Here is a 22,753-nt window from a genome sequence, read left to right on the forward strand (position 1 = left end):
CCGCCCTTCACCTTCACCCTCCCGACACGGAGGTCCTCACCCATGCGCGAATCCGTGCTGCCCGCAGTCCAGATCGTCGTCACCCTCGCCCTCGTGGTGTGGACGATCACCGGCTCACCCGCCTGCCCGGCCACCGGCTGCGCTGGAAGATGTTCTGCCGGGCCACCTTCAGACAGCGCCTCCGAAGAACGCGCACCAGCGTCCGACGACGTCGTCCCCTTTCGTTCACCGACAACTTGAGGAGTCTCGCGCACAGAGAGCGTTTCGGGGGTCAGTCGAGGAACGGCGACGAAGGCGGCGCTGCCTGCTGCTGACTGAGCTTTTCCAGGACGCGATCACGGAGCAGTTCGTACTCCTCACGGAGCCTTGGCCACTGGGCGACTGGCGGTCGGGGGATGACGATTCCCTCGGTGACGATCTCGTCCGACCGGAACTGCTCTCGGGCGAGGTCGATCTCGATTCCGGCATTCAGGCGGTTCCACCAGTGGTAGTCCACGCGTTCTCCGTTCACGTGGACCTCACCGCGGATCAGCTCGCCTCCCAGCAGGTCATTCAGCACCATGGCGGTCACCCCGCACTGATCCCTGGCCGGGTTGTCCGGGGTCCAGTGCGGTCGAAACTCAGGAGTGCAGGTCTCGGCACTCCAACTGCTGCGAAGAGCCCGCTCGATGTCAGTGAGAAGCAACGGTGTCATGACGGCAATGGTGTCAGCCGGTACTGACAGTGACCGGGGCCGCGACGACAGCTGCCCTCCAGCCGCGACCGCCAGACGTCTGAACAGGAGAACTTGACGGGTAACCGGAGGACGACGTCCTCTAGGTCAGGGCCTGATCCCCGTTTCACCCCAGTCCAGCAGCCGCCGGCCCGGCACCACCGCTTCAGGTTGATGCCACAGCCGATCGGTCTCACAAGCACGGCATTTCCGCGCGGTCCCGGCCGACCGTGTGACCGGGCGCTGCGCCTGGCGGGAATCGCCGGGCGCAGCGCAGTCGACGTCCAGGCTGTGGGTGGAGTCGTGGTCCGCGCCGGGGCAGATGCGCACGCCGAGGCGGGCCCGGGTCCTCCTCGCCGAACCGGCCGGGGACCTCGTGGTTGAGGACGACGAGTTCGTCGAGGACACCGCCAGTCGGGCAGCCGCGGATCTTGGCCACTGACTCGTCGACGAGATCGCGCAGGAACGCCTCGCGGGGGTATCCGTCGAGGGGCTCGCCCGGGTTGGCTACGTAGGGCACAACCGAGAACGTCCGTTGTCGGTTTCGGCATAGCGCTGCTGACCGCAGCCGTGTGCAGGGTCGGTCAGAAGCAGTAGCGCCGGACGAGCCACACGATACGGAGATGCGGTGCCGCAGGCCGGGGGGTGGACTATTCCTCCGACAGCCGTGCCATGTCGGACACCGGCCCGAGGTGGCCGAGCTTGTCGGGGTTGGACACGGAGTGGATCGCCCGAATCACACCGTCGACGATGTCGAGCTCGACCACGTTGACCACACGGCCCTCAGGGTCGTACGTCACGGCGCCCGGCCGGCTGTTGACCCAGGCCGGACGGAGGCCGGCACCGAGGCTCCGGATCCGGCGGAACCCGCCGACGAGCAGCTGTCCGACGCGCTGCGGATCGACCACCGGATTCCTGGTCGCACGCGCCTTGCCGCCGCCGTCCCCGTAGTACACGACATCGGGCGCGAGCATGCCGAGCAGCGCGTCCAAGTCACCGCCCTCGGCCGCCTCGAAGAACGTGCGGGCGAGTTTCTCGCCCTCGGCCCGCCGGGCGGCGGGCGGCACGCTGTCCGCATCCGGCCCGGCCGCGGCGACGCGCTTCTTGGCACGGGCGAAGATCTGGCGGCAGTTCGCCTCGGACTTCCCGGTGGTCCTCGCCACGTCCGGGTAGTCGTACCCGAACACCTCACGCAGCACGAACACCGCCCGCTCCACGGGGGAAAGGGCCTCCAGCAGCACGAGGAAGGCCATGGACAGGGAGTCGGCCAGCTCGGCGTGCTCGACCGGTCCCGGCCGGTCATCGGTCACGACGACCGGTTCGGGCAGCCAGTTCCCCACGTAGGTCTCCCTCCGTACCCGTGCCGAGCTCAGGTGGTTGATCCCCAACCGCGTCACGGCTGTGGTCAGGTACGCCTTTGGTGCGGAGATCGCGGTACCCGCCCGGTGCGCTCGGGTCAGGCCGAGGAAGGCGTCCTGAACGAGGTCCTCGGCGTCGCCCACCGACCCGGTCATCCCGTAGGCGATGGAGAACATCAGCGGTCGGTAGCCGGCCTCGTCCGTCACATCCGTCACATCCGTTGCTCCCGACATGGGACCCCTCCCCAACTCACGGACGGCGGTGCCCAGTCCAAGGGCGGCGCCCCGCCTGCTCATTCCAAGATCCACAGGACGCCCAGAGGGTATCCGAGGCGCTTCGATCGACCCTCGGCGGGCCGTCACAGTCCGGCGGGGAGACGCACGTCACATCAGCCCCTGTCACAGGCTGGCGGGGTGCCCTGTCTTAGAGGGCGACAGCGAAACAGCGGGAACAAGGAGTGCACGATGAACGCTCGACTGAACTTCATGACCAGCCCCGTCGCCGCCAAGGCCATGAAGCACATCGTGGCCGCGAGCAGGGAGCTCGCGGAGTCGACCGTTCCGGCCTCCACCCGGGAACTGGTCATGCTTCGCGCCAGCCAGATCAACGGCTGCGCCGGATGCATCGACATGCACACCAAGGACGCCGCGCACGCCGGGGAGAGCGCGGTACGTCTCAACCTGGTCGTGGCCTGGCGCGAGGCCACCGTGTTCACCGACGCCGAACGCGCCGCCCTGGAGCTGACCGAGGAGGGCACCCGCATCGCCGACGCGGCCGGCGGCGTCTCGGACGCGGTCTGGGCGAACGCCGCCAAGGACTACGACGAGGACCAGCTCGCCGACCTGGTGGCCCAGATCGCCGTCATCAACGCCTTCAACCGCGGGAACGTCATGATCCAGCAGCCCGCAGGCGAATACCGGCCCGGCCGGCACGGCTGACCGACCGCCCGCCACGCCACCGCCCGACCCCGCACTCCCCGAGCCGACACCCTGCAAGGACACATCCCATGAACCTCGCCCTGTGGATCGTCACCGGACTGCTCGCCGCCGCCTACCTGCTCGGCGGTGCCTTCAAGGTGATCACGCCGAAGGAGAAGATCGCCGCCAGTGGCCCCAGCGCCCGCTGGGCCGAGGACTTCAGCGCCGGCGGCATCAAAACCATCGGAGCCCTCGAAGTGCTGGCCGCGGTGGGCCTGGTCCTGCCCGCCGTGCTCGGCATCGCACCGGTCCTGGTCCCACTGGCGGCCCTCGGCCTGGTGCTGATGATGACCGGCGCGGCGATCACCCGCATACGGCGTGACGAGACCACATTCATGGTGGTGGACCTGGTCTACCTCGCCCTGGCCGCCTTCGTGGTGTGGGGCCGCTTCGGCCCCGAGTCCTTCACGCCCTGACCGGGGCATTGTCCGGCAGCGGAGGCCCTCCGTTCACAGCCGGCCACGGGTCACAACAGGCTGTCAGACACGGGACGGCGCCTTGACCCTGACAACACAGATGGTGCCTTCTCGACGGAGTGCGGGCAGGCGACAGGCAGGAGAACGGTGAAGACCATACGACAGACCCTGGCGGACATCATGGACGCCGCGGCGAAGGGGCACTTCCCGGTGCCCGACGGCGGCACCACCGTGGTACCCGCCCCGAACCGACGTGACACCGGAGTGCTCGCCTTCACCGCGCACTCGGTCGTGTTCACCGACGAGGACCCCGGCTGGGTCCACGAGACGCTGGCCGCGATGGGCTGCGACGAACTGGCCGCCACCATGAACCCGCGGTTTCTGGGCGCCCTCCTCGACCGGACAGGACGATCCACCGACACGATCGACCTCCTGACCGTCGCATCCTCCCTCCCCGGCCTCCCCGCCTTGGACCTGCGGGAGATCACCGATCCGGTCCATCCCCGAGTGGTTCGCGCGCGTCGGCGACGCGACGGCGTACGCGCGTGGGCCGCCGACGGCGGAATCCTTGTCCTCGGCCGTGGTGTCGCCGGCCGCTGGGAGACGGCGATCGAAGTGGACGAGGACGCGCGACACCGCGGGCTCGGCAGGCAACTGGCCACCGCCGCCCGCCACCTCGTGCCCCCGGGCGAGTCGGTCTGGTCACAGCAGGCAGCCGGCAACGCCCGCAGCGTCCGCGCCTTCCAAGCAGCCGGATATCGCCCCGTGGGCGCGGAGGCACTGCTCCTGCCCACATAGGACGTACCCGCCTGACGGTCCGGGAATTCCGGTCGACGGGCAGCTCCTTCGCCCCGTGGATACCGGCATCGGGCTCCAGAACTCGCCCTGTGGTGGGTCATGGCGTCGCGTCCGTGCTTGCGAGGAGTACGCACTGATCGAAGTTCATGCAGCCACATTCCAGACATTCCGCGACCGCCTGCCGTAGCGCCCGGGTCTCCGCGATGTGCTGGTCGAGTTCGGGCAGCTTGCGCGCGGCGATCTCCCGCCACTGGCGGGCAGCGGAGGGGGTGGCGCTGCCGGCCAACAACTGCGTGATCTCGGCGAGGGTGAACCCGGCCCGCTGCGCCATCTTGATGAGGGCGACCCGGCGGAGGGTGGTCGCCGGCCACACCCTTCGTCCGCCTTCGCGGCGAGCGCCCGGGAGTAGACCGCGCTCCTCCCAATAGCGCAGTGCTGAAGCGCGCACGCGGGCTCTGTCCGCGAGTTCACCGATCGGCAGGTACCGCATGCCACCCCTCTTCCTTGTCCGGCCTTGACTTCAAGCGTGCTTGAAGGACGATTGTGACGCGCATGTCCTCCTCTGCTCCAGGACGCCTGGTTCCAGGCCCCTACCGCTCGCTGTTCGCCGACCGGACGTTTCGGCGGCTGTTCCCCGTCTTCGCGTTGTCCGACCTGGGCGATGGCATGACCGTCGTCGCCGTCGCATGGCTGGCATTCGAGCTGGGCCCTGACGGCGGCCAAGGCGCGCTGGTCGGCATCGCTGTCGCCGCCTACGTCCTTCCCGGTGCGCTCGGCGCGCTGATCCTGGGAAGGTGGATGCGGCGGCTTCCCGCACGACGGCTCCTGGTCACCGACTCCGCGCTACGTGCCGTACTGCTGGGGGCGGTCCCGCTCGCGCACGTGGCGGGGCTCCTCACCCCGGCCGTGTACGTCGGACTCCTGGGCATCTCGTCGCTGCTGCACGCCTGGGGCAAGGCAGGCAAGCACGCCCTGTTCGTGCCCCTGCTCTCCGAGGACCAGCGTCTGACGGCCAACAGTGTGCTCAGCACCAGCCTGTGGGTCGCGACCATCGCGGGCCCTGCTCTCGCGGGACTTCTCGTCGGAGCGGTATCCCCGGCATGGATCATCGGCTTGGACGCCGCCACGTTCGCCGTGCTCGCCCTCCAGACCGGCCGCAGCACTCTGCCTCCCCGGGCGGGACCGGCGCCGGAAGCGGAACCGGTGACCGGCGGCGCACAGGGAGGGCTGGGCATTCTGCTCCGCCAGCCGGAACTCCTCGGCCTGCTCGTCGTGACCTGGGTGTTCAACCTCGCGTACGGACCTGTGGAAGTCGCCCTGCCCCTGTTCGTCGCGGACAACCTCCAGGCCGGCCCTGGGCTGCTCGGCGCCTACTGGTCGGCCTTCGGTATCGGAGCCCTCATCGGTTCCCTCGCGCTGAGCGCGGCCAGCCGGCTGCCGCTGTGGCCGGCCATGCTCGGCATCATCGCGGGCCACGGCCTCGGCATGCTGCTCTTCGCCCTCACGCACACCCCCCTGCCCTCCCTGATGGGTTTCGCTTTCGCCGGATTCGTCTACGGGCCCTACTCCGCGCTCTCCCTCACCCTGATCCAGGGCCGCGCACCCGCCGAGTCGCTCACCACTGTTCTGGCCGCACGCAGCGCCGTACTCCTGATGGCCGCCCCCCTCGGAGCGGCGCTCGGCGGCTTCCTCCTCGACCGGACCAGCGCCCCCACCGTCCTCGTCGGCTGCGGTGCGCTGATGATCGCCATCGTGCCCGTCAGCGCCGTCGCGCTGAAGTTCGTCTGGGCACGTTCGGTCAGACCTGTTCGAAGTGGAAATCCTCGGCCTGACGGGGTGTCGTCTCCCACTCCTGGGAGAAATGGGTCGGGATTGTCGAAGTCGGGCGGGTAGGGCGAGATCACCCGGACGCCCTGGGGCCGCAGGCGCTTGGAGGGTGTCTCCGTGAACCCTGCCTGGGCGCTCTTCGCCGCGTAGAAGGCGTCGTGCGCGTCCGAGCGGTGATGACCAGTTGTTCCGCAGGCGAACACCATGGTCACCACGTCCGGCTTGCGCGAGTTGAGCAGGAGCGGGAGGAGGCGCCGGACGCGATGGTATCGACGACGTCGGCGTCGGAGGGGGCTTGGAGGTCGGGGCCATGCTGATGGCGGCAGCCGTTGTTGATCTCACGGGCGGTGCGGGGCGTTCGCCGACTATCCCGTGCGCGCGCACAACCGCATGCGGGCGGCGGCCGAGCGGCTGGAGCTGCCGGCGGGCCTGTCGGTCCGCCGGCTCACCGAGGGGGAGCACCCGTGGGGGTCAGTGGGTCGCGGCATCGTCGACCTTGCCGGCTTCGCCGCCAGGCGCATCGTGTGTGCGGTCGATGACCTGTCCCACGCCCCGGTCCGACGGTCGGATCAGCGTAGGCCGGCGAAGAGATCGTTCTCGGGCACGGCCGCGCCGGTGGTGTCCTGGACACGTACGAAGGTCTCCACGCCCATCAACTCGCCGAACCTCTCCTTGCCCATCTTGAGGAAGAAGATGTTCTCCCCCTGGCTCGCGTGGGCAGCCAGCGCGTCGAACTTCTGACCACTGAATGCGGTGGTGTCCACCCACGTGGTGATCTCATCGTCTGGAAGGCCGATCTCTGCCATCGCGGCGGCCTCGGCAGGATCCGGCTCCGGCATGTCCTCATGGAACTCGCGCATGATCTTGCCGAACCGTTCCATTGCCGAGCGGGGCACCGTCGTCCAGTACACCTTCGGTGTCAGCGAGGTCATCTCCAGCGCCGCCATCGTGATGCGGTGGGCTTGGATGTGGTCGGGGTGGCCGTAGAAGCCGTTCGCGTCATAGGTGACGACCACATCGGGTCGGTAGTGCCGCATGAGTTCGGCGAGCCGGGCGGCGCCTTCCTCCACGGGGGTCTGCCAGAAGGATCCGGGAGCATCGTTGCTCGGCCAGCCCATCATCCCGGAGTCGGCATAGCCCAGCAGCTCCACGTCGCTGACGTTGAGGACGGCGCAGCTGGCCTCAAGTTCTCGACGGCGCATCAAGGCGACGGCCGCCGGATCGTGCCCCGGATCGCCTGGCTTGACACCCTCCGGTCCATCACCGCAGCCGCCGTCGGTACACGTCACGAGAACCGTGCGGATGCCCTCCGCCGCATACCGCGCGAGGACCCCTCCGGTACCGGTCGCCTCGTCGTCGGGGTGGGCATGTACGGCCATGAGAGTCAAGGGCCGGTCAGTCATGAAAGAGTCCTCCTGAGGAAGTGCGCCTTGGTCCGAGTCCTCGGCTGGTGTTCCACGGTCCCGAGGCGCGGGTCCTGTCGGGCGGATGACCTCGTTCCCGCCTGTGCGACGCCGGTCCCCCCGTCGTTGCAACCGTGCCGCGCGGACCGCCTATTCCCGGCATGGCCGCCTCGCCTGCCCGTAACCGCCCACACGCCCAAGCGGCTGACTCCCCACGGGAATTGCCCCGTTCGGGCGTCAAACAGGGGTGACCCCCCCGCTGGACGAGCAAGCCACCAGCCCGCCGCCCGGCCCATGCGCCGTGCCCAGGGCGGAGGGCGGCACGCCGGGCAAGCCCTTCCGGTCGCCCGTAGGACGGCCCGTACAACGCGGAGACGTTCGCCGTGATCAGCGAGGTGATCCGAAGGAAGCCGCTTGGTCCTGTGCCTGGCCGAGGCCGTCGAGGCCCTTATCCAGCGTTGGGCCTCCTCGGCGAAGTCGAGGCGCCGGACCTCGTGGTGGCCGGCGACGGAGCGCAGGGCCGACGGCTTGTCCTGCCAGGAGGCGTGGCGCGCCGGTCGGCCTCGCGGAGGAAGATCTCGCTGGCGACCGCGTTGGTGTGGAAGGTCAGCTCCAGAGGTCGCGGACCGGCGAGCAGGAAGGTCTGCCGGAGGGAGAGGTGCCATTCGACGTCGGGGAGGGCGGGCTTGTGGACCGTGGTGAGGACCGGCCGTAGCCGGCGGCGGTGAAGGGGAGCAGGTCGGGTTCTCCTCGATGCCGTCGAAGCCCGCTTGCCTGGCCGGCTCGGCGGGGCGGCGGAACTGCGCGACGATTCCCGGACCTTCGTCGCGTTCGAGCGCGCGAGGCGTCACGAAGTCCTGCGGGCCGGTGTAGGTGACGGCCTGTCCGGCGGGTGTGAGCGCCGAGGGGGCAAGGGGCACCTGCCCGTTCAGCAGGTCCGGGTGGCAGACGCGGCCGCAGTGTTGCAGCTGGACGAACATGCGGCCGCCCTCTTCGCGGACCGCGTCGGTCAGGCGCCGCTGGCTCACCGCGGGGGCGGCGGTGTGAAGCCCGGGGGTGAACGGGTAGCCCACCATGCCCCTCGCCGTGCCGGCCGACCCGGCCTACTCCTCCCGCGCCATCCGCAGCCACGCGACGCTGACCACGACGGGACCAACCACCGCTCGGATGCTTACGGCGGCAGCGCGGACAACCGCCTGCGCATGCTGAACGAGGCCCTCGACGCCGTGTGCAAGCAGTGGCCCGCCGAGCGGGTGGGGGTTCGCCTGACCCCGGCGAACGGCTTCGACTGGATGTCGGACTCAGACCCGCGGGGCCACCCGCTCGGCCGGGTCCACCCGGGTCGCCGGCGCACCGAATGGGGCGGGCCGGCAGCGGGCACAGCTGCCCGAGCCGGCAGGTGGTCGCCGGTCGGCGCCGGGGCCGTCCCGCTGCCGGCTGCGAAATGGCGCGTCACTCACTTCGCGTGGTGAGGCGTCCGGCGGCGTCGAGTCGTACGAGGCGGTCGTGTTCCCTATCGGCCCACTGCCGTACCCGGTCCGGGTCGAGCGGGGTGCCGTGGCCGACGTGGAGGCTGGTGGGGTTGAGGGCGAGCATCCGGCGGAGGCTGGCGAGGTTCTGCCGGGGGTCGTCGTGGAAGGGCGGGTTGGCGGGCTTGCCCGGGATGAGGCCCATGAAGGAGTTGGCGATCAGGTCGCCGGCGACGAGGTCGCCGTCGTCGGTGAGGACGGAGACCGATCCGGCGGTGTGGCCGGGGGTGGGCATGACGCGCGCCGAGAGCCCGAACTCGTCGAGGCTCGTCTCGCCGCGGATGAGCACGGTGGGTTCGAAGGGTTCGACCCGGGTGTGGAGCTTCCGGTTGCGGTCCATGAGGCGGCCCATCGGGCCGGTGGGCAGGTAGGGTTCGCGGACCCGGCCGGAGCGGTAGGTCCCGAGGTCGGCGATGTGGCCGGCGATGGGCGCGCCGGTGAGTCGGTGCAGTTCGGCGGCGGAGCCGAAGTGGTCGATGTGGCCGTGGGTGATGACGATCAGCGCCACGTCGGTGGGGTCTACGCCGTGGGCGGTGATCTGGTCGTGGATCTTCTGGCCGCTGCCGGGGGTTCCGGCGTCGACGATGACGGGTCGGCGGCCGAGCAAGAGGTGGGCGTTGATGTTGTGCCGGCCCATGACCGGGATCGGGACGACCTTCGTGCGGGACATGGCTTCCCTCCGGAGTGCGCTGGTCGATGCCACGCCGTGCGGGCATGGCGAAGCTCGGCCGGTGGGCGGACGCGCCCTCCGGCGGGTGGTGTGGGTGGGGTGGGTCAGAAGCGGCGGCGGTACTCGGCCGGGGTGGTGCCCAGCCGCCGCCTGAAGACGCGGTGCAGCGTCTCCACGGAGCCAAGGCCGCTGGCGGCGGAGACCTCGGGCAGGCTCCGGTCGCCGTCCTCGAGCAGTCGCCGGGCGGCCTCCAGCCTGGCCGCTTCCACATAGGCCGCGGGTGTCGTGGACGTGCGCTGCTGGAACAGCCGGGTGAAGTGGCGCACGCTCAGGTGGGTCCGGGCCGCCAGGGCTTCGAGGGAGAGATCCTCGGTGAGGTGTTCGGCGATCCACATCCGCAACTCGTCGATCCGGTCGTCCGAGGAGCTCTGGACGGACAGCGGCACGCTGAACTGGCTCTGCCCGCCGGAACGTTTGACGTACATCACCATCATCCGGGCAGTGGCGAGCGCGAGGTCCTGGCCGTGGTCCTCGGCGACCATGGCCAGGGCCATGTCCATCCCTGAGGTGACGCCGGCGCAGGTCCAGACCCGCCCGTCCCGGATGAAGATCGGATCGGGATCGACCCGGACGCTGGGGTGTTCGGCGGCCAGTCTGGCCGCAGTGAGCCAGTGGGTGGTGGCGGGCCGGCCGTCGAGCATCCCGGCGGCGGCCAGCAGGTGTGCTCCCGCGCAGATCGATCCGATCCGCCGGGCCCAGGGTGCCGCACAGCGCAGCCAGTCCGTGACTTCGCCGTCGATCACCGGCTCCACGCCGTCGCCGACCAGCTCGATCGCCCCCGATACCAGCAGGGTGTCCACCCGGCTGTTCGCGTCGTCGAGGGTCAGGTCGGCCATCAGCCGGACCCCGCTGGAGGTGGTCACCGGTCCGCCGTCGGCCGTCGCGATCTGCACGAGGTAGCCGGGCCGGTCGGCTCCGGCGACCCGGGAGGCGACGGAGAACACTTCGGCCGGGCCGGTGACGTCCAGCAGCTCGATGCCGGGGAATGCGACGATCACGACGCGGTGCGGTTGGGGCATGCCCTGATCATCCGCCCGTTCCGGCATGGCTGCAATGACCATGATCTGTCACATCAGGCCATCGAGAGGGGTCGCCAGGCCCGCTCGCCGGCCAGTGCCGTGGCCGGATGGGCCACCGCGTACTCGCATCGGTGAGCGGCTCGCGTATCTTCCGCGCCTTCGGTCCGCCTGGCGGCGGGCTGCGGACCCCGCGAGCTGTGGACGAGGTCGAGGAGGCGGGCGCCCCGAGATCGCCACCGCGATCCTGTCCACCCCGGCCACCATCCACAGCCAGGCGGAGCCGGCCTAGGACGTGTGGAGCCTGGGCGCGTCCCCGTACTGGTGGTGGACCGGCCACCGCCCCGTCCCCTACGACGACGACCTCGACCGGCTGGAGAAACTGGCCGTGGCCTCCCGGTCGATGCGCCAGTTCACCTCATCGCGCAGGGCCCGGACGTCGGTGAGGAGTTCGAGGAGCTCGGGCTCGTCGATCGCGACGCAGGGGGTGGTGCGCCTTGGCTGCGTCGATGCCGGCCCGGATCGCGGCCATGGTGCCTCCGCGCGGTGCGGTGTGCTGGGTGCCTCGTTGGTGGCCACAAGCGGCAGAAGTTTGAAAGCCACACCCGACGCCACTGGGGGTCGACCATTGGCGTGGCTGTGGCCGTTGCTCAAGTGTTGCTCTGAGATGGCGGGAAGAAGGTCGGGTGCTGCGCTGTCAGGTGACACTGCTGGCAGGTGAAGTGGGTCGAACGGGGGGCGGTATGGGGTGGATCTCGGGCGAGATACGGACTTTGGATGTGTACGACATCGCGTTCCTGGCGGGTGGGGCGCGGCGGGTGACGGACAGCGCGATCGTCGCGCTGAACAGGCGTGGCCTGCTCGTGGTGCACGCCTCGCAGGTGCGCACGGTGGACGGGGAGCTGCCTGGGCATGCGGTGGAACGTGCCGTGTTCGCGTTCTGCGGGCGCACCAAGAGCGTCGAGACCGTACGCGCCGCCCTGCAACGTTCCCCCGAGATCCAGGAGATCGGCCGTCGGCTGGCCGCATGGGGCCTGGTGGAGGGCGAGGAGCATCGGGTGACCCGTAAGGGTAGACGTCACCTGGAGGCGGCCGGGCGCAATGCGAGCGTGCCGGAGTACGTCCTGCGCGGGGCCTCAGACCTCCTGGACGCGACGGTGCGACGCCCGGCCGGCAGCGCTCAGGCTGTTCCACCCCGTCGCGGTTCGACACCGGGGCGCGGGGGCCGAAGCCCGAGGCGGGGACGCGGGTTCCCGCACCTGGACGGCGACTTCGGCCCTGGCTCGGGTACGGGCACCTCCGACGGCGGCAGTGGCGGAGGCGGCGGAGGCGGCGGAGGAGGTGGCGAGTGAGGTCCGCCGGGCCGTGGCCGGGGGCAGGCCGGCGGTTGGGGGCCGGTGAAAGGACGAGGAGATCCGGGGGAGGTGTCGGGATTGAGGTCCAGGACGAGATGGATGACCGCCCGTAAGGCGCGCTTGTCGCCGACTCGGCCAGTCTGGACACGGATCAACCAGGCGGAGTGACCACACCGCCTGGAAGTGGCACCGCATGGCCTTCGCCCATAGTGGGGCGGAGGCTCTGCGTCCGCAGCCACCTGGTCAAGACCACGGCAAGCCCCGTGGAGCCGGTCAGCCGCTCTCGCGCGTCGATGTTCTGGGCGTACTGCCGTTCACGGTGTGGTGGGCTGGAGCTGGACCGGGCCGGCTTCCCGTCATCGGCACCGGGCGCAGGCTCGGCCCGCTGGGCCGGCTGCAGCGGTCACGGGGGAGTGGGGCGGCCGAACTCTGCCGGGGAGTTCGGCCGCCTTCGAGGACGTTTTACGTCTCGGTCTTGTCGGGGCGTGTCGGGAGAAGGGTGGCGAGTACGTCGACCGCGCTGCCCTCCTGGTCGCTGCCGGCGCTGCCGCTGCCGCTCTGGATGTTGGCGGCTCGGTCGATCTCGACGACGGAGTCGGCGCGGGAGTTGTCGATGACGGTGATCAGGCTTCCGTCGGCGGCGGCCGGTGTGGCGCTGCCGCACGCCAGGGTCATCGCCAGGTAGGCGGCAGCGCGCACGCGTACGCGGATCACGCGTGGGCGCTCTCGCGCGCGGCGGGCACGGGCTGGTGTCGGCTGATGTTCTTGGTCAGGAGCCTGGTGGATTCACCCACGCCGATCACCGTGGATCCTTCCGTGGCGGGCAGCCGTCCGTCGGCGAGCCGCAGTTCGGTCAGGGCGGTGTCCATCGCCTGGTGCGCGGCGAAGAGGCAGGGGGTGCTGTAGATGGCCACGTCGACACCGAGGTCGGCCAGCTCGCTGAGGGAGAGCCTCGGGGACTTGCCGCCGGCGATCTGGTTGAACAGCAGCGGCTTGGAGCCGACCACCTCGCGGATCCGCCGGATCCACTCCACACTGCGGACCCCGTCGACCAGGACGACGTCGGCGTCCGTGGCGGCCAGGGCCTCGGCGCGGTGGAGGATGTCGGCTTCCTCGGTGGCGTCCGTGCGGGCGACGACGAGCATGTCCCTGCGGGTCTCGAGCACCGCCTGCAGCTTCTCCAGATACTCGGCGAGCGGCAGGATCTGCTTGCCGTCGGCATGCCCGCACCTGCGCGGACGCTTCTGGTCCTCCAGGATCACCCCGGAGGCGCCGATGCGCTCCAGTCCCTCCACCACGTGGCAGGCGACCTCCACGTCGATGTAGCCGTCGTCGATGTCCACGAGCAGGTGGTGGTGGGGGAAGGCACCGCGCAGCCGCTGGACGAAGGCCAGCATGTCGGGCCAGGCGATGAACCCGATGTCGGGAAGCCCGTAATGGGAGGCCGCGAAGCCGAAGCCGGAGACGAACATCCCGTCGTAGTGGCCGGCCGCGACCGAGGCGGAGTACATGTCGTACACGCCGATCAGGGGGGTGGTGCCCGGTTCGGCGATCCGGGCCCGGAGCTTGTTTCCGTAACTCATCGTCAACTCCTTGAAGTGCGGCGAGAGCGCATGGGAGGGCAGAGAGCCGCTGCGACACGGCAGCGCTTTGCCTAAACCTGATCATTTCCGGACCATCTCTAGATTCTTCGCCCACGAAGGCTTTACTCACCCCAACGGCCCATCGCGTTCACTACAGAAACGTCACTGAGCGTGGCGGCCGCGGTTGACGCGGGCGAAGCCCTCCGCGGCGAGCCCTGTCCGTTGCGGACGCCTGCGGGGGACGGCTCGGGCGGCGGGGTCTGTGTGGGTGACGCGCAGACCAGTCGTTTCCCGTGGTCGGCACACTGTTTGGGAGGCCCTCGCGCGTACGCGTTGTCGTACGGCGTACACGTTTTCGGATGGCCCGCCGGTACGAACCGGAGCACGGCGAGCTTGGCCTCCCACGCCTCCTCGCACCTCCAGCTCCCAGGCCCGCAGCGCCTTGCGCTGCTGGTGCACCCACCACCCAGCGGGAACGCCTTCGTGACACCGACCTCGGTCTCGGTGTCTGGGGGACGGCGTAGAGGCCGGTGATCCCGTTCTCCGCCCGCCACCGCGGCAGAGCCTGGTATCCCTCCAGCCACACCAGGCTGTCCGGCCGTTAGGCCCGGGTGCGGAGGACCGCAGCGATGGTGGCGGCGTCGCGCGGGCTGAGAAGTGGAGCAGGGCCGACTCGGCCGCGGCGTCGGCGCCGTCCTCCTGGTCCTCGCCGTCACCCTTGCCGCCGGCCCCGACGATCCGAGCGTCCTCGTCGCACCGGAGGTGGACGGTGCGCTGCCCATGGGTGAGGGCGTGGGAGGCGAGTTGCTCGACCAGGCGCTCATCGTGGGAGCACAGGACCTGGAGGGCCGCTGCAAGGGGGCGGAAAGCCGGCGGAGGCGACCATGTCGGTCGGGTCCTCGCCCGGCTCCAGGAACACCGGCACGATGATGCGGGCGACCTTCGTGGAGCCGGGGAGCCGTCGCGGTTGAGCCGGAGCGCGCGGCCGACGTTCTGCACGATCTCCACCTGGGAGCCGCGGGTGTCGGCGAAGCAGATGGCCTCCACGCCGCGCTCGCCGGTTGTTCGCGTCGATGCCGTTGGCGAACTGCCGCAGGACCTCGCGGCGCTCGGTGACAAGGTGGTCGCCGCACAGCCACGCGGACCACACCCGGTCCGGCGGGACGTGGCGGCCGGCCTCCAACTCGTAGAACTCCCTTCGATCGACGTCTTCGGCAGCTTCTTCGCGGCCGCCAGATCGGCGTCGCTCAAAGCCGGCGACTGTGCGATCTCTCGCCTTCGTGACCGATCGGCGCCTGCTTTCGAGATGGCGTTCACTGTCATGGATGTGAGAGATCAGTGCGCTGCCGCTGTCACGGGGCGGTATATGTGCAGGTGGCAGGCTGACATGAAGCCGAGATATCGCACCTGGTCCCGGCCGCGGACGCGAGCCCGGGAATGTGGTCGAGGGAACCGGCCCCGAAGCGGTCCGCGCTGCGCTGCGCGGGCCCATGGGTGCCGGAGCGGCGCGGGCCGGCGGACGGAGGCCCTAGGCCTGCTGCGCCGGCCGAGGGTGACCGCCGCCCCGGTCGGCCACCTGGCCTGCTGGTCGGCCTCGGCGGCGATTCCGAGTTCCCCGACGTCCACCCGGACCAGGCCGCCGCGCTTGCCCGCCGCGGGGACCTGGTGACAGGGCGGAGATGATCCAGGTCACCTTCGTGCGTTCGCTGTCACATCAAGGAGGACGCGCTCAATGGCGGCGACGGCTGAGCTGCAGGGTGAGCACGACCGCCACGCCGAGGGTGATGTGCATGAGAGAGAGGGCTGCGACGGTGCCGCCGTCGGAGTCGGACGACAGCGGGCCGGCGACCGAAAGCAGCGCCAGCCCACCGCCCACGTACTGCCCGATCCGCAGGAAGACGGGCTTCCACAGGGCCAGCAGGAGTGCCGCCCCCGTCCCGATGACCAGCGGGACGACAGAGGCGCCGATGACGCCCCCGACTCCGATCGGGTGCTCCTCGCCGCCGTCGACGACGAGGAGCGAGGCACCGGCCAGCTTGGCAGCGGCAAGAACGATCAGATTGACCACGACCGCACCGACCGCGCCGGTGGCCAGCGCCTTCCACCAGGTGAGGCCGGAACTGCGTACCGGGGGTGCGGCGGGCACGGCGGAGCCGGAGCTCTGAACGGTATTGCTGGACATGAGATTTCCTCCAATGCGTGAGGTGCTCCGCGCCTTACGGCCGGCGGCACACGAGGAAGCCTCCAACCTAAACCTCACCTGAGGTCAAGCCCTTTCTCGCCTGAGATCGAACCTGTCCCGGCCCTGCGAGGCCGGATCAGGAGGAGCGGGCTCCGCCAGTGCGGAGGATCCGGAAGCGAAGCACACCAGCCGCGCGCGATCAACGGCCCGACTTCGGCGACGCCTTCTACACCCCGTGCGGCTGCGTGCACGCCCCCGGCGAGCCCTTTCCCCTCGGCCCCATCGCACTGCCGTTCAGACTCGGCGCGGGCGCCGACCAGTGCACGTTCACCCGCCGGCGCCCCCGCCGCAACGGCGGTTACGGGCCGCCGATCCCGGGCGCAGGACGTCGGCGTAGACCCGGGCCCGGACGCCGGGCTTACCGGAATCGCGGCGTACCGGGCCGATGCCCGAGGTGGCCCAGCGTTCTTCCAGCGCGGCCATGACGGCCCCGGACGGCCCTCGTCCCCGCGGTGATGTCCAGCACCATCAGGCCAGGGCTCCGCGATGTGCTGCTCGTCGATCGGTTTCATCTCCTGTTCGACGAGACGGGCCGCAGGGCACGGTTCGGCGATAGACACGGGATTCACCCGCACGTGCGCGAACCTGGGGCGTGGCGTCGGACGAACCACCTGTCCTGTCGCGCTCGGCTCGATGTCGCGCAGTCCGCTGATCGGGCCGGCTCACTACGGCTTCGATGTCACAGGAGAGGTACGTCCGCCCCGTGGGCGCGGGGCGGGTCGGCGCCGGGGCTCGGCCGGCCTCCGGAACCGCACCGGTTGGGGGCGAGGCCGCAGACTCCGGCAGGCGGGAGAGAGGGGCGGTACGGGCCCCGTGTCCCGCCGTTCGGCCCGGAAGCCGGCGGGCTGCTTGAGGGGGGGCGGGCGGCTCGGTGAGGGCGGGTTGCCGGATGGGGTGGTGGTGACCTGCCGTCACCACCCCGGCCGAGCAACCGCTTGAAGCCCGTCCGGTGCGGGGACGGAACGCGGCTGGAGGTCGCCGGGTCCTCATAGGCCGGGGCGCCGGCGGCGAGCAGCGAGGCCAAGGCGTGCTTCTGCCGGGCGTCGGTCTGCTTGTCCGTCGACTGCTGCCGCAGGTACAGCCGGTCAGCCACGGTGGCCGCCCTCGTCGAGCGCGGTGAGGGTGCCGCCGATGAGCCGCTCGGCGGCGTCCGCCGCGTGGGCCCGGCAGGCGAGGAAGGAGGCCCCGGCCGCGTCGGTGACCTGGTGGGTCAGCGGTTCGCCGCACGGGGCGCTCATCCGGTCGTAGCCCCGGGAGCGGCTGCGGCCGGGCGCGGTGCACCAGGTCGTCCCGCCGCTGGAGCGCAGGGTGTTGCCGGCTTGGTAGACGGCTTCCCCGGGGCGGTTGCGGCGAGGCGCCGACCGGACGGCCGCGCACCCCGAGCAGGAGGCCGGACGCGCCCTCGCCCCGGCAGACTCGGGCGAGTCTGCCGGGGCGAGCCGGACCACGGCGGTTCCCGTGCGGTCGTCAGGTTGTAGGTCCTGCCCCCGACGACCGCACGACGGCACAGAACGTCGCGGTCAGGCGGAGCTGGGGTCAGCGGACCTCGGTGACCCGGTGCTCCTTGCGGGCGCCACAGTTGGAGTTGTACACCTGCACGTGCACGTTGCTGATGCCCCCGCCCCAGTCGACGCAGTGGCCTTTGCCGTACACGTAGGCCGGGCCCGCGTACGACGTGTACCGGCCGTAGTCCTCGCCCCGCTCCCAGGTTTCGGGGACTTCGATCCAGAGGGCCATGTCCACGGCCGCACCCGGGTTGTTGCGGATGGTCGCGACGCAGTTCTTGCCGTTCGAGGCGTTGTACGTCAGGTAGACGGTGCCCAGCGAGCCGATGGCGGCCGAGTTCACGGTCTTGTAGGCGCTTCCGCAGACCTTCTGCGGCGTGGTGTTGGGCGCGGCGGTGGCGGGCGCCGCCAGCGCGGTCGTGGCCCCCAGAGCCAGGGCGGCGAATGCGGTGGTGGTAAGGACGGAACGGGTGAATTTCATGTTTCCCCCTGTTGGTCATTGGAGTTGGTCACTCCTGCATGGTGTGACATGCAGGACGGCGGAACGGTTGCGCATCGCCCGCAAAAGATGCGACCGCGCCGCCTCACCACCCCGTGGGACCCGGCACACGACTACGGCGCCGACCCGACGGCCCCGTGACGCCGGCGGGCGCTCCCGCGTCGGGCACGTTGCGGACGGGTCAGGGCCCGAGGTGATGCCCGTACGCGCGTCGGGGCGGTGCAGAAAGTGCAGAAGCCCTCGCGTCCCGGGAGCGCGGACGGACCCAGACGGGACCGGAGTCCTTCCCCGGGGGTGCCCCTGTGGGTTTCGTCAAGCGGTGGGTAACGTCCGCGAGGGTTGGCCGTTAGCCGGGGACGCCCGGTGGCCAGGGGCAACGGCTTTGATCGTTGAGTCTGGCGTTGTGGAATCGAGGGAGTGGTGACGGATGAGGGTTTTGTTCTTTCCCGATGAAGGGGTGGACGTCTCGGGCGGCGCGGGGGAACTCGTCGTCCTGGTCCTTGCCCTCGTCGCGGGGAAGAGCAGCGTGGAAACCAGCGCCTCGGCTGAACCGAGCTTTGGGGGCACTGAACTGGCTTCGGTCGAGGTGGTAAGCACCAGCGGCCCGGGTGTCCACATCAAAGTTGACCCGGAGCGCAGAACTCTGCTCTTCGAGGGTGACCGACTGGGCTTGACGGCTCTCGCTGACGAACTTCGGTCGATTGCGGAGATGGACGACGGCGGGCACCAGCACATCGAGTACTTCCCGGATCACAACTACCTTGCCGCTGGGTCAGTGGCCATGGTCGTAAACAGTCCTCATGGCGGCATGCCGACTCGATGAACGACTGATGGCGGTGGCCGGCCGGGGTTCGTGGAAGGTTCCGTCGCGGAGCATGGCGAAGAGGACGTCGGCCTGGCGTCGGGCGAGGCAGAGCGGGGCCTGGGTGTGGTGCTTGCCCTGGGCGATCTTCTTGTCGTAGTGGGCCCGCGACGCCGGGTCGCCGAGGGCAGCGAACGCGGAGAGGAAGAAGGCCTGTTTGAGCTGCTTGTTTCCGCGTCGGGAGGGTTGTTCGCCTCGGATCGAGGAGCCCGAGCTCCGGGTCGGGGGGCGAGTCCGGCGTAGGCGGCGAGGTGGCCGGCGAGGAGCTCGCGCTGGTCCAGGACGGCGGTGAGCGAGGCTGCCAGGCTTGGGACGATCAGTGCGGCCGCCTCGGTTCCGGGAACGGTGACGGTCTGCTCGGTCAGGTCCGTGAAGATGTCCTCGACCAGCCGCTCGGCCATCCTCGGTTGCTTTGGCCGCAGCAGGTTGACCAGCCGCCGACGGCCCGCTTTGCGCATCCGAGCCGGGGAGCCGAACCGTTCCGGCAGGGCCAGGACGGCCGGGTGCTGCAGCCGCGGCCCCGGGACCCGCTCCAGCGAAGGATGGATCTGGGTCAGCAGGCCGTGCAGCCGGTTCGCGACCCGGGTGGCCTCGCCCGCCAGATCGTCGTCGAACCCGACGATCATCTCCGGCTCGGCGATCGTCTCGTCCTCGCCGTCGATCGCCCGCAGGGCGCCAAGAGGCCGGCTGGTCGACGACGACCAGCACCGTTCCCTGGACGTCCCCGACCGTGACCGTCCGGGACCAGGAGCGGTACACCCGCCACGACGCCCTTCCCCTCACGGCCGCCCGGCACTGCCGTCGCTCGACCAGGAGGACCCGCGGAGCAGTTCGGCGGCCTTGCGCAGCCGCTTGTCATAGCCGGCTGCCGGGGCAGGCAGGGGACGAGATGTCGCAGGTGGGAGCGGGCGTGGCGGAGCCACCTGGCTTCGGAGGTGAAGCCGAGCATGGCCTGCGTCATTGCCGGCGTGACGAGTTCGGCGTCAGTGAGCTGCGGGGCGATCCCCAAGGTCGGACGCCACGGTCCCCACATACGGAGACGCCTTCGGCAGGTCGTCGGTCTTCACATAGAGTGCCGTCGCGAGGGTGTCCAGGTGGGTCGTCACAAAACGGTCTTGGGCGTCCTCGTTTTCGTCTCCGTCGGCACCCGTTGGCTTCGAACGTCCGGTGAGCCCTGTCCGGTCACCGGTTCACAGAAAGGACCGTGGCATGTCCCGCGACCGTCTCATGCGCATCCACAGCGCCGAGTTCCAGGCCATGGCCGAGAGGGTCCTGCGGGTCACCGAGCTCACCTCCCGCCTGAACGTCCTGCCTTTCGACGACGAAGCGGGCAAGGCGGAACTGCTCGAAGAGATCCTTGGCAAGCCACTGCCGCCGAGAGTCACGATCTATCCGCCGTTCTACACGGACCACGGCCTGAACCTCGACCTCGCCGAGCGCGTCTTCATCAACCAGAACTGCACGTTCCTGGACTATGCCGGCATCCGACTCGGCGAGCGCGTGATGGTCGGACCGAAGGTTACGTTCATCACCAGCGGCCACCCGGTTGATCCCGAGGAACGGCGGCTGTACCTCACCGGCGCACCGATCAACGTGGCGGAGAATGTGTGGATCGGTGCCGGTGCCACGATCCTGCCCGGCGTCAGCATCGGCCGTGACGCCGTGGTTGCCGCCGGCGCGGTCGTGGCCGATGACGTTCCGCCGGCCAGCTTGGTGACCGACAGCAAGGCCACCGTGCACCGAAAGTGGTGACGGCCTCTGGCTCCAGTCCAGGGGTCAAGAGACCCTCCGCTCGCTTACCGACCCCTTGGAATTGATCATCTAGCGCGCCGGAGCCCGCCGCCCCGCCTCCTGGGCGTCGAGCAGTTCGTCCCAGTGCTCTCGCGCCCACTCGCAGGCGGCGTCCAGCGGGCCCGGCAGTCCCCGGCCGAGCGGGGTGAGGGCGTACTCCCCCCGGCGCTCCGGGGGCTCGTGCTCCGTGCGCGGCAGGAAGCCGTCGCGTTCCAGCCCGCGCAGGGACTGGGTGAGGGACTTGGCGGTGATCCCGCGCAGCGCACCTTGAGCTCCGAGAAGCGGCGGGGCCGTCCTGGAGGCAGCGAAGGATCAGCGTGGCCCGCTTGTCGCCGATCCGGAACGGCACCAGGGGCGAGAGGCAGACCGGGTCGAACATCTCGGGATCGAGGGGTGGGAGCGTGAGCGGCGGCTTCTGCGTCGTGATCCACACGGTAGGCCGGTATCCGGTCCAGGAGCAGCCGCTTCAACCCCAGCGCGCATCCCGCCGCGGTCGACGGCCCGGTCGGCGTCTCGTGGGCCATCAGCCCGCGAGGTGGCGCAGTGCCACGGCCGTGTGGAGGGCCATCCCGGTGGCCATGGCGTTCTCGTCGAAGACGACGCGGTTGGAGTGGCAGTCCGGAGCGGCATCGGTGGCGGTGGCGGGTGGGCGGGCTCCGAGCAGGGCCATGGCGCCGGGGACGCGTTCGAGGACGTAGGAGAAGTCTTCGGATCCCATCACCGGGTCGGCCAGGTGGTGTACCGGGTCGGCGCCGAGGAGCTCTGTCGCGGTGTCGCGGACCGTGGTGGTGAAGGCCGGGTCGTTGAGGACCGGGGGGTAGCCGGGGGCGGGGTCGATGTCGGCTTCGGTGCTGTGCGCGGCGGCCACGTGGCGGGCCACCTGTTCGATCAGGGTGCGCATCCGCTGCCGGGTGGCGGGCGTCAGGGTGCGGCAGGTTCCGTACAGTTCCGCGGTCTCCGGGATGATGTTGGTGGCGGTGCCAGCCTGGATGCGGGTGATGGTGAGCACCGCCGGGTCGAAGACGCTGATCGTGCGCGTGACGGCGGTGTGCAGGGCCTGGACGATTTCGCAAGCGACGGGGACCGGGTCGAGGGCGAGGTGCGGGGCGGAGGCGTGTCCGCCGCGGCCTCGTACGGTGATGTGGATCAGGTCGGAGGCGGCGAACATCGGGCCGGGCCGCAGGTGCACGGTGCCGGTGGCGAAGCGGGTCATGACGTGCAGCGCGAAGGCCGCGTCCACGCCTTGCCCGTCCGGGGCGTCCAGGACGCCTTCCTCGATCATGCAGGGGGCGCCGCCCCCGCTTTCCTCGGCGGGCTGGAACATGAACACCACGCGCCCACTGAAGCCCGTGCTGCGGGCGCAGAGCAGGCGGGCGGCGCCAATGAGCATGGCGGTGTGCAGGTCGTGGCCGCACGCGTGCATGACTCCGGGTACCTGTGAGGCGTACTCCAGGCCGGTATCCTCCGCCAGGGGCAGGGCGTCCATGTCCGCGCGCAAAAGGATGGTCCGGCCGGGGTGCGCGCCTTCCAGCGTCGCGGTCACCGAACTGAGCCGTCCCCCTGTGGTGACGTTCAGGGGCAGGCCGGACAGAGCCTCTAGGACGGTTCGCTGCGTGTGGGGCAGGCTCAGACCCAGTTCCGGCATCCGGTGCAGGGCGCGGCGTACGCCGATGATGTCGGGCAGAAGGCTCTGCGCCTCGCCGAGCAGGGGGTGCGTGCCGGTCGGCTGGGCGGCGGAAGCGGACATCCCTGCTCCTCGGTGCGGCTGATGGCGGCGTGCCCGTCCTCCACTGCCGCGGCGGACCCGCCAACCCGGCGGTCGAAGCCGCCTGCGGCGGTCCTTCTCTGACACCCCTCACGTTAGCGGCGTTGCGGACCACCATGGGGGAGAGATCGGAACGGTGTCGTGACGACAGGTTGCCCACGTCAGCGTCGGAAGTGACCCCCAGATGCGGATGTTGCATCTGCTGTCGGGATTCCAGATGTCGCAGGCCCTATACGTGGTGGCCAAACTAGACATTTGCACGATCCTCGCCCAGGGTCGGCGGACGGTCGGGGAATTGGCTGCTGAGGCGGGCGCGCATCCCGACGCACTGGGGCGGATCATCCGTTCCCTCGCCACGCTGGGTGTCTTCCGCGTCGATGGCGA

The 22,753-nt window shown here is 70.2% G+C and carries 22 protein-coding genes and 5 pseudogenes; 9 read left to right on the top strand and 18 right to left on the bottom strand.

Annotated elements, in window-relative coordinates; genetic code table 11:
- Positions 1-271 precede the first annotated feature (271 nt).
- Together M4D82_RS31925 and sigJ are read right to left on the bottom strand one after the other, a co-directional pair.
- A complete protein-coding gene (locus M4D82_RS31925) occupies positions 272-694 on the bottom strand; it encodes a YunG family protein (protein ID WP_249770989.1) in 423 nt (140 codons plus the stop codon).
- Between the two features lie 668 nt (positions 695-1,362).
- A complete protein-coding gene (gene sigJ, locus M4D82_RS31930) occupies positions 1,363-2,304 on the bottom strand; it encodes an RNA polymerase sigma factor SigJ (protein ID WP_249770991.1) in 942 nt (313 codons plus the stop codon).
- A 231-nt stretch (positions 2,305-2,535) separates the two neighbouring features.
- Between sigJ and M4D82_RS31935 the strand changes: the two genes are divergently transcribed.
- From M4D82_RS31935 to M4D82_RS31945, 3 genes are all read left to right on the top strand, one after another.
- Positions 2,536-3,009 (top strand): carboxymuconolactone decarboxylase family protein, encoded by a 474-nt coding sequence (locus M4D82_RS31935; RefSeq protein ID WP_249770993.1) that lies wholly within the window; start codon positions 2,536-2,538, stop codon positions 3,007-3,009.
- A 68-nt stretch (positions 3,010-3,077) separates the two neighbouring features.
- Complete coding sequence (locus M4D82_RS31940) at positions 3,078-3,464, top strand: DoxX family protein (RefSeq protein WP_249770995.1); 387 nt, start codon at positions 3,078-3,080, stop codon at positions 3,462-3,464.
- Positions 3,465-3,620: 156 nt separating this feature from the next.
- The gene (locus tag M4D82_RS31945; RefSeq protein WP_249772338.1) at positions 3,621-4,262 is read left to right on the top strand and encodes a GNAT family protein; all 642 of its coding nucleotides are present in this window, start codon (positions 3,621-3,623) and stop codon (positions 4,260-4,262) included.
- 97 nt (positions 4,263-4,359) lie between these two features.
- Here the strand turns inward: M4D82_RS31945 and M4D82_RS31950 are convergent, their stop codons facing one another.
- A complete protein-coding gene (locus tag M4D82_RS31950; RefSeq protein WP_249770997.1) occupies positions 4,360-4,752 on the bottom strand; it encodes a MerR family transcriptional regulator in 393 nt (130 codons plus the stop codon).
- A gap of 62 nt (positions 4,753-4,814) precedes the next feature.
- Here M4D82_RS31950 and M4D82_RS31955 point away from each other — a divergent pair, with 62 nt between their 5' ends.
- Positions 4,815-6,155 (top strand): MFS transporter, encoded by a 1,341-nt coding sequence (locus M4D82_RS31955; RefSeq protein WP_249770999.1) that lies wholly within the window; start codon positions 4,815-4,817, stop codon positions 6,153-6,155.
- Between the two features lie 503 nt (positions 6,156-6,658).
- Here the strand turns inward: M4D82_RS31955 and M4D82_RS31960 are convergent.
- A complete protein-coding gene (locus M4D82_RS31960) occupies positions 6,659-7,492 on the bottom strand; it encodes a PIG-L family deacetylase (RefSeq protein WP_249771001.1) in 834 nt (277 codons plus the stop codon).
- The gene (locus M4D82_RS31965; protein ID WP_249771003.1) at positions 7,489-8,568 is read right to left on the bottom strand and encodes an oxidoreductase; all 1,080 of its coding nucleotides are present in this window, start codon (positions 8,566-8,568) and stop codon (positions 7,489-7,491) included. The genes M4D82_RS31960 and M4D82_RS31965 overlap by 4 nt, the downstream gene beginning before the upstream one ends.
- Here M4D82_RS31965 and M4D82_RS34160 point away from each other — a divergent pair.
- On the top strand, positions 8,536-8,964 hold the full coding sequence (locus M4D82_RS34160; protein ID WP_283844527.1) for an oxidoreductase: 429 nt from the start codon (positions 8,536-8,538) through the stop codon (positions 8,962-8,964). The two genes, M4D82_RS31965 and M4D82_RS34160, sit on opposite strands and share 33 nt — an antisense overlap.
- Here the strand turns inward: M4D82_RS34160 and M4D82_RS31975 are convergent.
- The gene (locus M4D82_RS31975; protein WP_249771007.1) at positions 8,945-9,691 is read right to left on the bottom strand and encodes an MBL fold metallo-hydrolase; all 747 of its coding nucleotides are present in this window, start codon (positions 9,689-9,691) and stop codon (positions 8,945-8,947) included. The genes M4D82_RS34160 and M4D82_RS31975 overlap by 20 nt on opposite strands.
- 104 nt (positions 9,692-9,795) lie before the next feature.
- Positions 9,796-10,770, bottom strand: coding sequence for a GlxA family transcriptional regulator (locus M4D82_RS31980; RefSeq protein WP_249771009.1), 975 nt, complete (start codon positions 10,768-10,770; stop codon positions 9,796-9,798).
- 740 nt (positions 10,771-11,510) lie between these two features.
- On the opposite strand from M4D82_RS31980, the gene M4D82_RS31985 reads away from it, so the two are divergent.
- Entirely contained in the window at positions 11,511-12,119 is a 609-nt protein-coding gene (locus M4D82_RS31985; protein WP_283844528.1) for a TIGR04222 domain-containing membrane protein, read from the top strand.
- A 465-nt stretch (positions 12,120-12,584) separates the two neighbouring features.
- Here the strand turns inward: M4D82_RS31985 and M4D82_RS31990 are convergent, their stop codons facing one another.
- The 7 genes and pseudogenes from M4D82_RS31990 to M4D82_RS32015 form a co-directional block, all read right to left on the bottom strand.
- On the bottom strand, positions 12,585-12,836 hold the full coding sequence (locus tag M4D82_RS31990; RefSeq protein WP_249771013.1) for a hypothetical protein: 252 nt from the start codon (positions 12,834-12,836) through the stop codon (positions 12,585-12,587).
- Positions 12,833-13,705, bottom strand: a complete 873-nt coding sequence (locus M4D82_RS31995) for an isocitrate lyase/PEP mutase family protein (RefSeq protein ID WP_249771015.1) — start codon at positions 13,703-13,705, stop codon at positions 12,833-12,835. The genes M4D82_RS31990 and M4D82_RS31995 overlap by 4 nt, the downstream gene beginning before the upstream one ends.
- Positions 13,706-14,116: 411 nt before the next feature.
- Positions 14,117-14,953, bottom strand: a pseudogene (locus tag M4D82_RS32000) (helicase associated domain-containing protein); the annotation flags it as partial.
- Between the two features lie 481 nt (positions 14,954-15,434).
- Positions 15,435-15,887 (bottom strand): DUF6069 family protein, encoded by a 453-nt coding sequence (locus M4D82_RS32005; protein WP_249771017.1) that lies wholly within the window; start codon positions 15,885-15,887, stop codon positions 15,435-15,437.
- A 327-nt stretch (positions 15,888-16,214) separates the two neighbouring features.
- The gene (locus M4D82_RS34440) at positions 16,215-16,370 is read right to left on the bottom strand and encodes a DUF6207 family protein (protein WP_349637107.1); all 156 of its coding nucleotides are present in this window, start codon (positions 16,368-16,370) and stop codon (positions 16,215-16,217) included.
- Positions 16,371-17,032: 662 nt separating this feature from the next.
- On the bottom strand, positions 17,033-17,185 hold the full coding sequence (locus M4D82_RS32010; RefSeq protein ID WP_249771019.1) for a hypothetical protein: 153 nt from the start codon (positions 17,183-17,185) through the stop codon (positions 17,033-17,035).
- Between the two features lie 298 nt (positions 17,186-17,483).
- Positions 17,484-17,933 carry a spore-associated protein gene (locus tag M4D82_RS32015; RefSeq protein WP_189968811.1) on the bottom strand — a complete coding sequence of 150 codons (450 nt, stop codon included), beginning with the start codon at positions 17,931-17,933 and terminating at the stop codon, positions 17,484-17,486.
- A gap of 445 nt (positions 17,934-18,378) precedes the next feature.
- Between M4D82_RS32015 and M4D82_RS32020 the strand changes: the two genes are divergently transcribed.
- Positions 18,379-18,774: an Imm32 family immunity protein gene (locus M4D82_RS32020; protein WP_249771021.1), complete on the top strand. Its 396-nt coding sequence runs from the start codon at positions 18,379-18,381 to the stop codon at positions 18,772-18,774.
- Here the strand turns inward: M4D82_RS32020 and M4D82_RS32025 are convergent.
- Positions 18,724-19,484, bottom strand: a pseudogene (locus tag M4D82_RS32025) (transposase); the annotation flags it as partial. The gene M4D82_RS32020 and the pseudogene M4D82_RS32025 sit on opposite strands and share 51 nt — an antisense overlap.
- Before the next feature lie 150 nt (positions 19,485-19,634).
- A pseudogene (locus M4D82_RS34705) lies at positions 19,635-19,919 on the bottom strand (IS982 family transposase); the annotation flags it as partial.
- 103 nt (positions 19,920-20,022) lie between these two features.
- Here M4D82_RS34705 and M4D82_RS32030 point away from each other — a divergent pair.
- On the top strand, positions 20,023-20,565 hold the full coding sequence (locus tag M4D82_RS32030) for a DapH/DapD/GlmU-related protein (protein WP_249771023.1): 543 nt from the start codon (positions 20,023-20,025) through the stop codon (positions 20,563-20,565).
- A 69-nt stretch (positions 20,566-20,634) separates the two neighbouring features.
- On the opposite strand, the pseudogene M4D82_RS32035 reads toward M4D82_RS32030, so the two are convergent.
- Together M4D82_RS32035 and M4D82_RS32040 are read right to left on the bottom strand one after the other, a co-directional pair.
- Positions 20,635-20,983: pseudogene (locus tag M4D82_RS32035) on the bottom strand (winged helix-turn-helix transcriptional regulator).
- Between the two features lie 144 nt (positions 20,984-21,127).
- Positions 21,128-22,351 carry a M20 metallopeptidase family protein gene (locus M4D82_RS32040; protein ID WP_249771025.1) on the bottom strand — a complete coding sequence of 408 codons (1,224 nt, stop codon included), beginning with the start codon at positions 22,349-22,351 and terminating at the stop codon, positions 21,128-21,130.
- 235 nt (positions 22,352-22,586) lie between these two features.
- Between M4D82_RS32040 and M4D82_RS34710 the strand changes: the two are divergent.
- Positions 22,587-22,694 (top strand): annotated as a pseudogene (locus tag M4D82_RS34710) (hypothetical protein); the annotation flags it as partial.
- Between the last annotated feature and the right edge of the window lie 59 nt (positions 22,695-22,753).

This window comes from Streptomyces sp. RerS4 (assembly GCF_023515955.1).
Lineage (GTDB): Bacteria > Actinomycetota > Actinomycetes > Streptomycetales > Streptomycetaceae > Streptomyces.

Coding starts and splice junctions, on each gene's coding strand:
- M4D82_RS32030 (WP_249771023.1), top strand. CDS start 20,023: ATGTCCCGCGACCGTCTCATGCGCATCCACAGCGCCGAGTTCCAGGCC.
- M4D82_RS32015 (WP_189968811.1), bottom strand. CDS start 17,933: ATGAAATTCACCCGTTCCGTCCTTACCACCACCGCATTCGCCGCCCTG.
- M4D82_RS32020 (WP_249771021.1), top strand. CDS start 18,379: ATGAGGGTTTTGTTCTTTCCCGATGAAGGGGTGGACGTCTCGGGCGGC.
- M4D82_RS32040 (WP_249771025.1), bottom strand. CDS start 22,351: ATGTCCGCTTCCGCCGCCCAGCCGACCGGCACGCACCCCCTGCTCGGC.
- M4D82_RS31940 (WP_249770995.1), top strand. CDS start 3,078: ATGAACCTCGCCCTGTGGATCGTCACCGGACTGCTCGCCGCCGCCTAC.
- M4D82_RS31960 (WP_249771001.1), bottom strand. CDS start 7,492: ATGACTGACCGGCCCTTGACTCTCATGGCCGTACATGCCCACCCCGAC.
- M4D82_RS31975 (WP_249771007.1), bottom strand. CDS start 9,691: ATGTCCCGCACGAAGGTCGTCCCGATCCCGGTCATGGGCCGGCACAAC.
- M4D82_RS31925 (WP_249770989.1), bottom strand. CDS start 694: ATGACACCGTTGCTTCTCACTGACATCGAGCGGGCTCTTCGCAGCAGT.
- M4D82_RS34440 (WP_349637107.1), bottom strand. CDS start 16,370: ATGGCCGCGCTGGAAGAACGCTGGGCCACCTCGGGCATCGGCCCGGTA.
- sigJ (WP_249770991.1), bottom strand. CDS start 2,304: ATGTCGGGAGCAACGGATGTGACGGATGTGACGGACGAGGCCGGCTAC.
- M4D82_RS31950 (WP_249770997.1), bottom strand. CDS start 4,752: ATGCGGTACCTGCCGATCGGTGAACTCGCGGACAGAGCCCGCGTGCGC.
- M4D82_RS32010 (WP_249771019.1), bottom strand. CDS start 17,185: ATGAGCGCCCCGTGCGGCGAACCGCTGACCCACCAGGTCACCGACGCG.
- M4D82_RS31995 (WP_249771015.1), bottom strand. CDS start 13,705: ATGAGTTACGGAAACAAGCTCCGGGCCCGGATCGCCGAACCGGGCACC.
- M4D82_RS31980 (WP_249771009.1), bottom strand. CDS start 10,770: ATGCCCCAACCGCACCGCGTCGTGATCGTCGCATTCCCCGGCATCGAG.
- M4D82_RS31955 (WP_249770999.1), top strand. CDS start 4,815: ATGTCCTCCTCTGCTCCAGGACGCCTGGTTCCAGGCCCCTACCGCTCG.
- M4D82_RS31965 (WP_249771003.1), bottom strand. CDS start 8,568: ATGGTGGGCTACCCGTTCACCCCCGGGCTTCACACCGCCGCCCCCGCG.
- M4D82_RS32005 (WP_249771017.1), bottom strand. CDS start 15,887: ATGTCCAGCAATACCGTTCAGAGCTCCGGCTCCGCCGTGCCCGCCGCA.
- M4D82_RS31985 (WP_283844528.1), top strand. CDS start 11,511: ATGGGGTGGATCTCGGGCGAGATACGGACTTTGGATGTGTACGACATC.
- M4D82_RS31935 (WP_249770993.1), top strand. CDS start 2,536: ATGAACGCTCGACTGAACTTCATGACCAGCCCCGTCGCCGCCAAGGCC.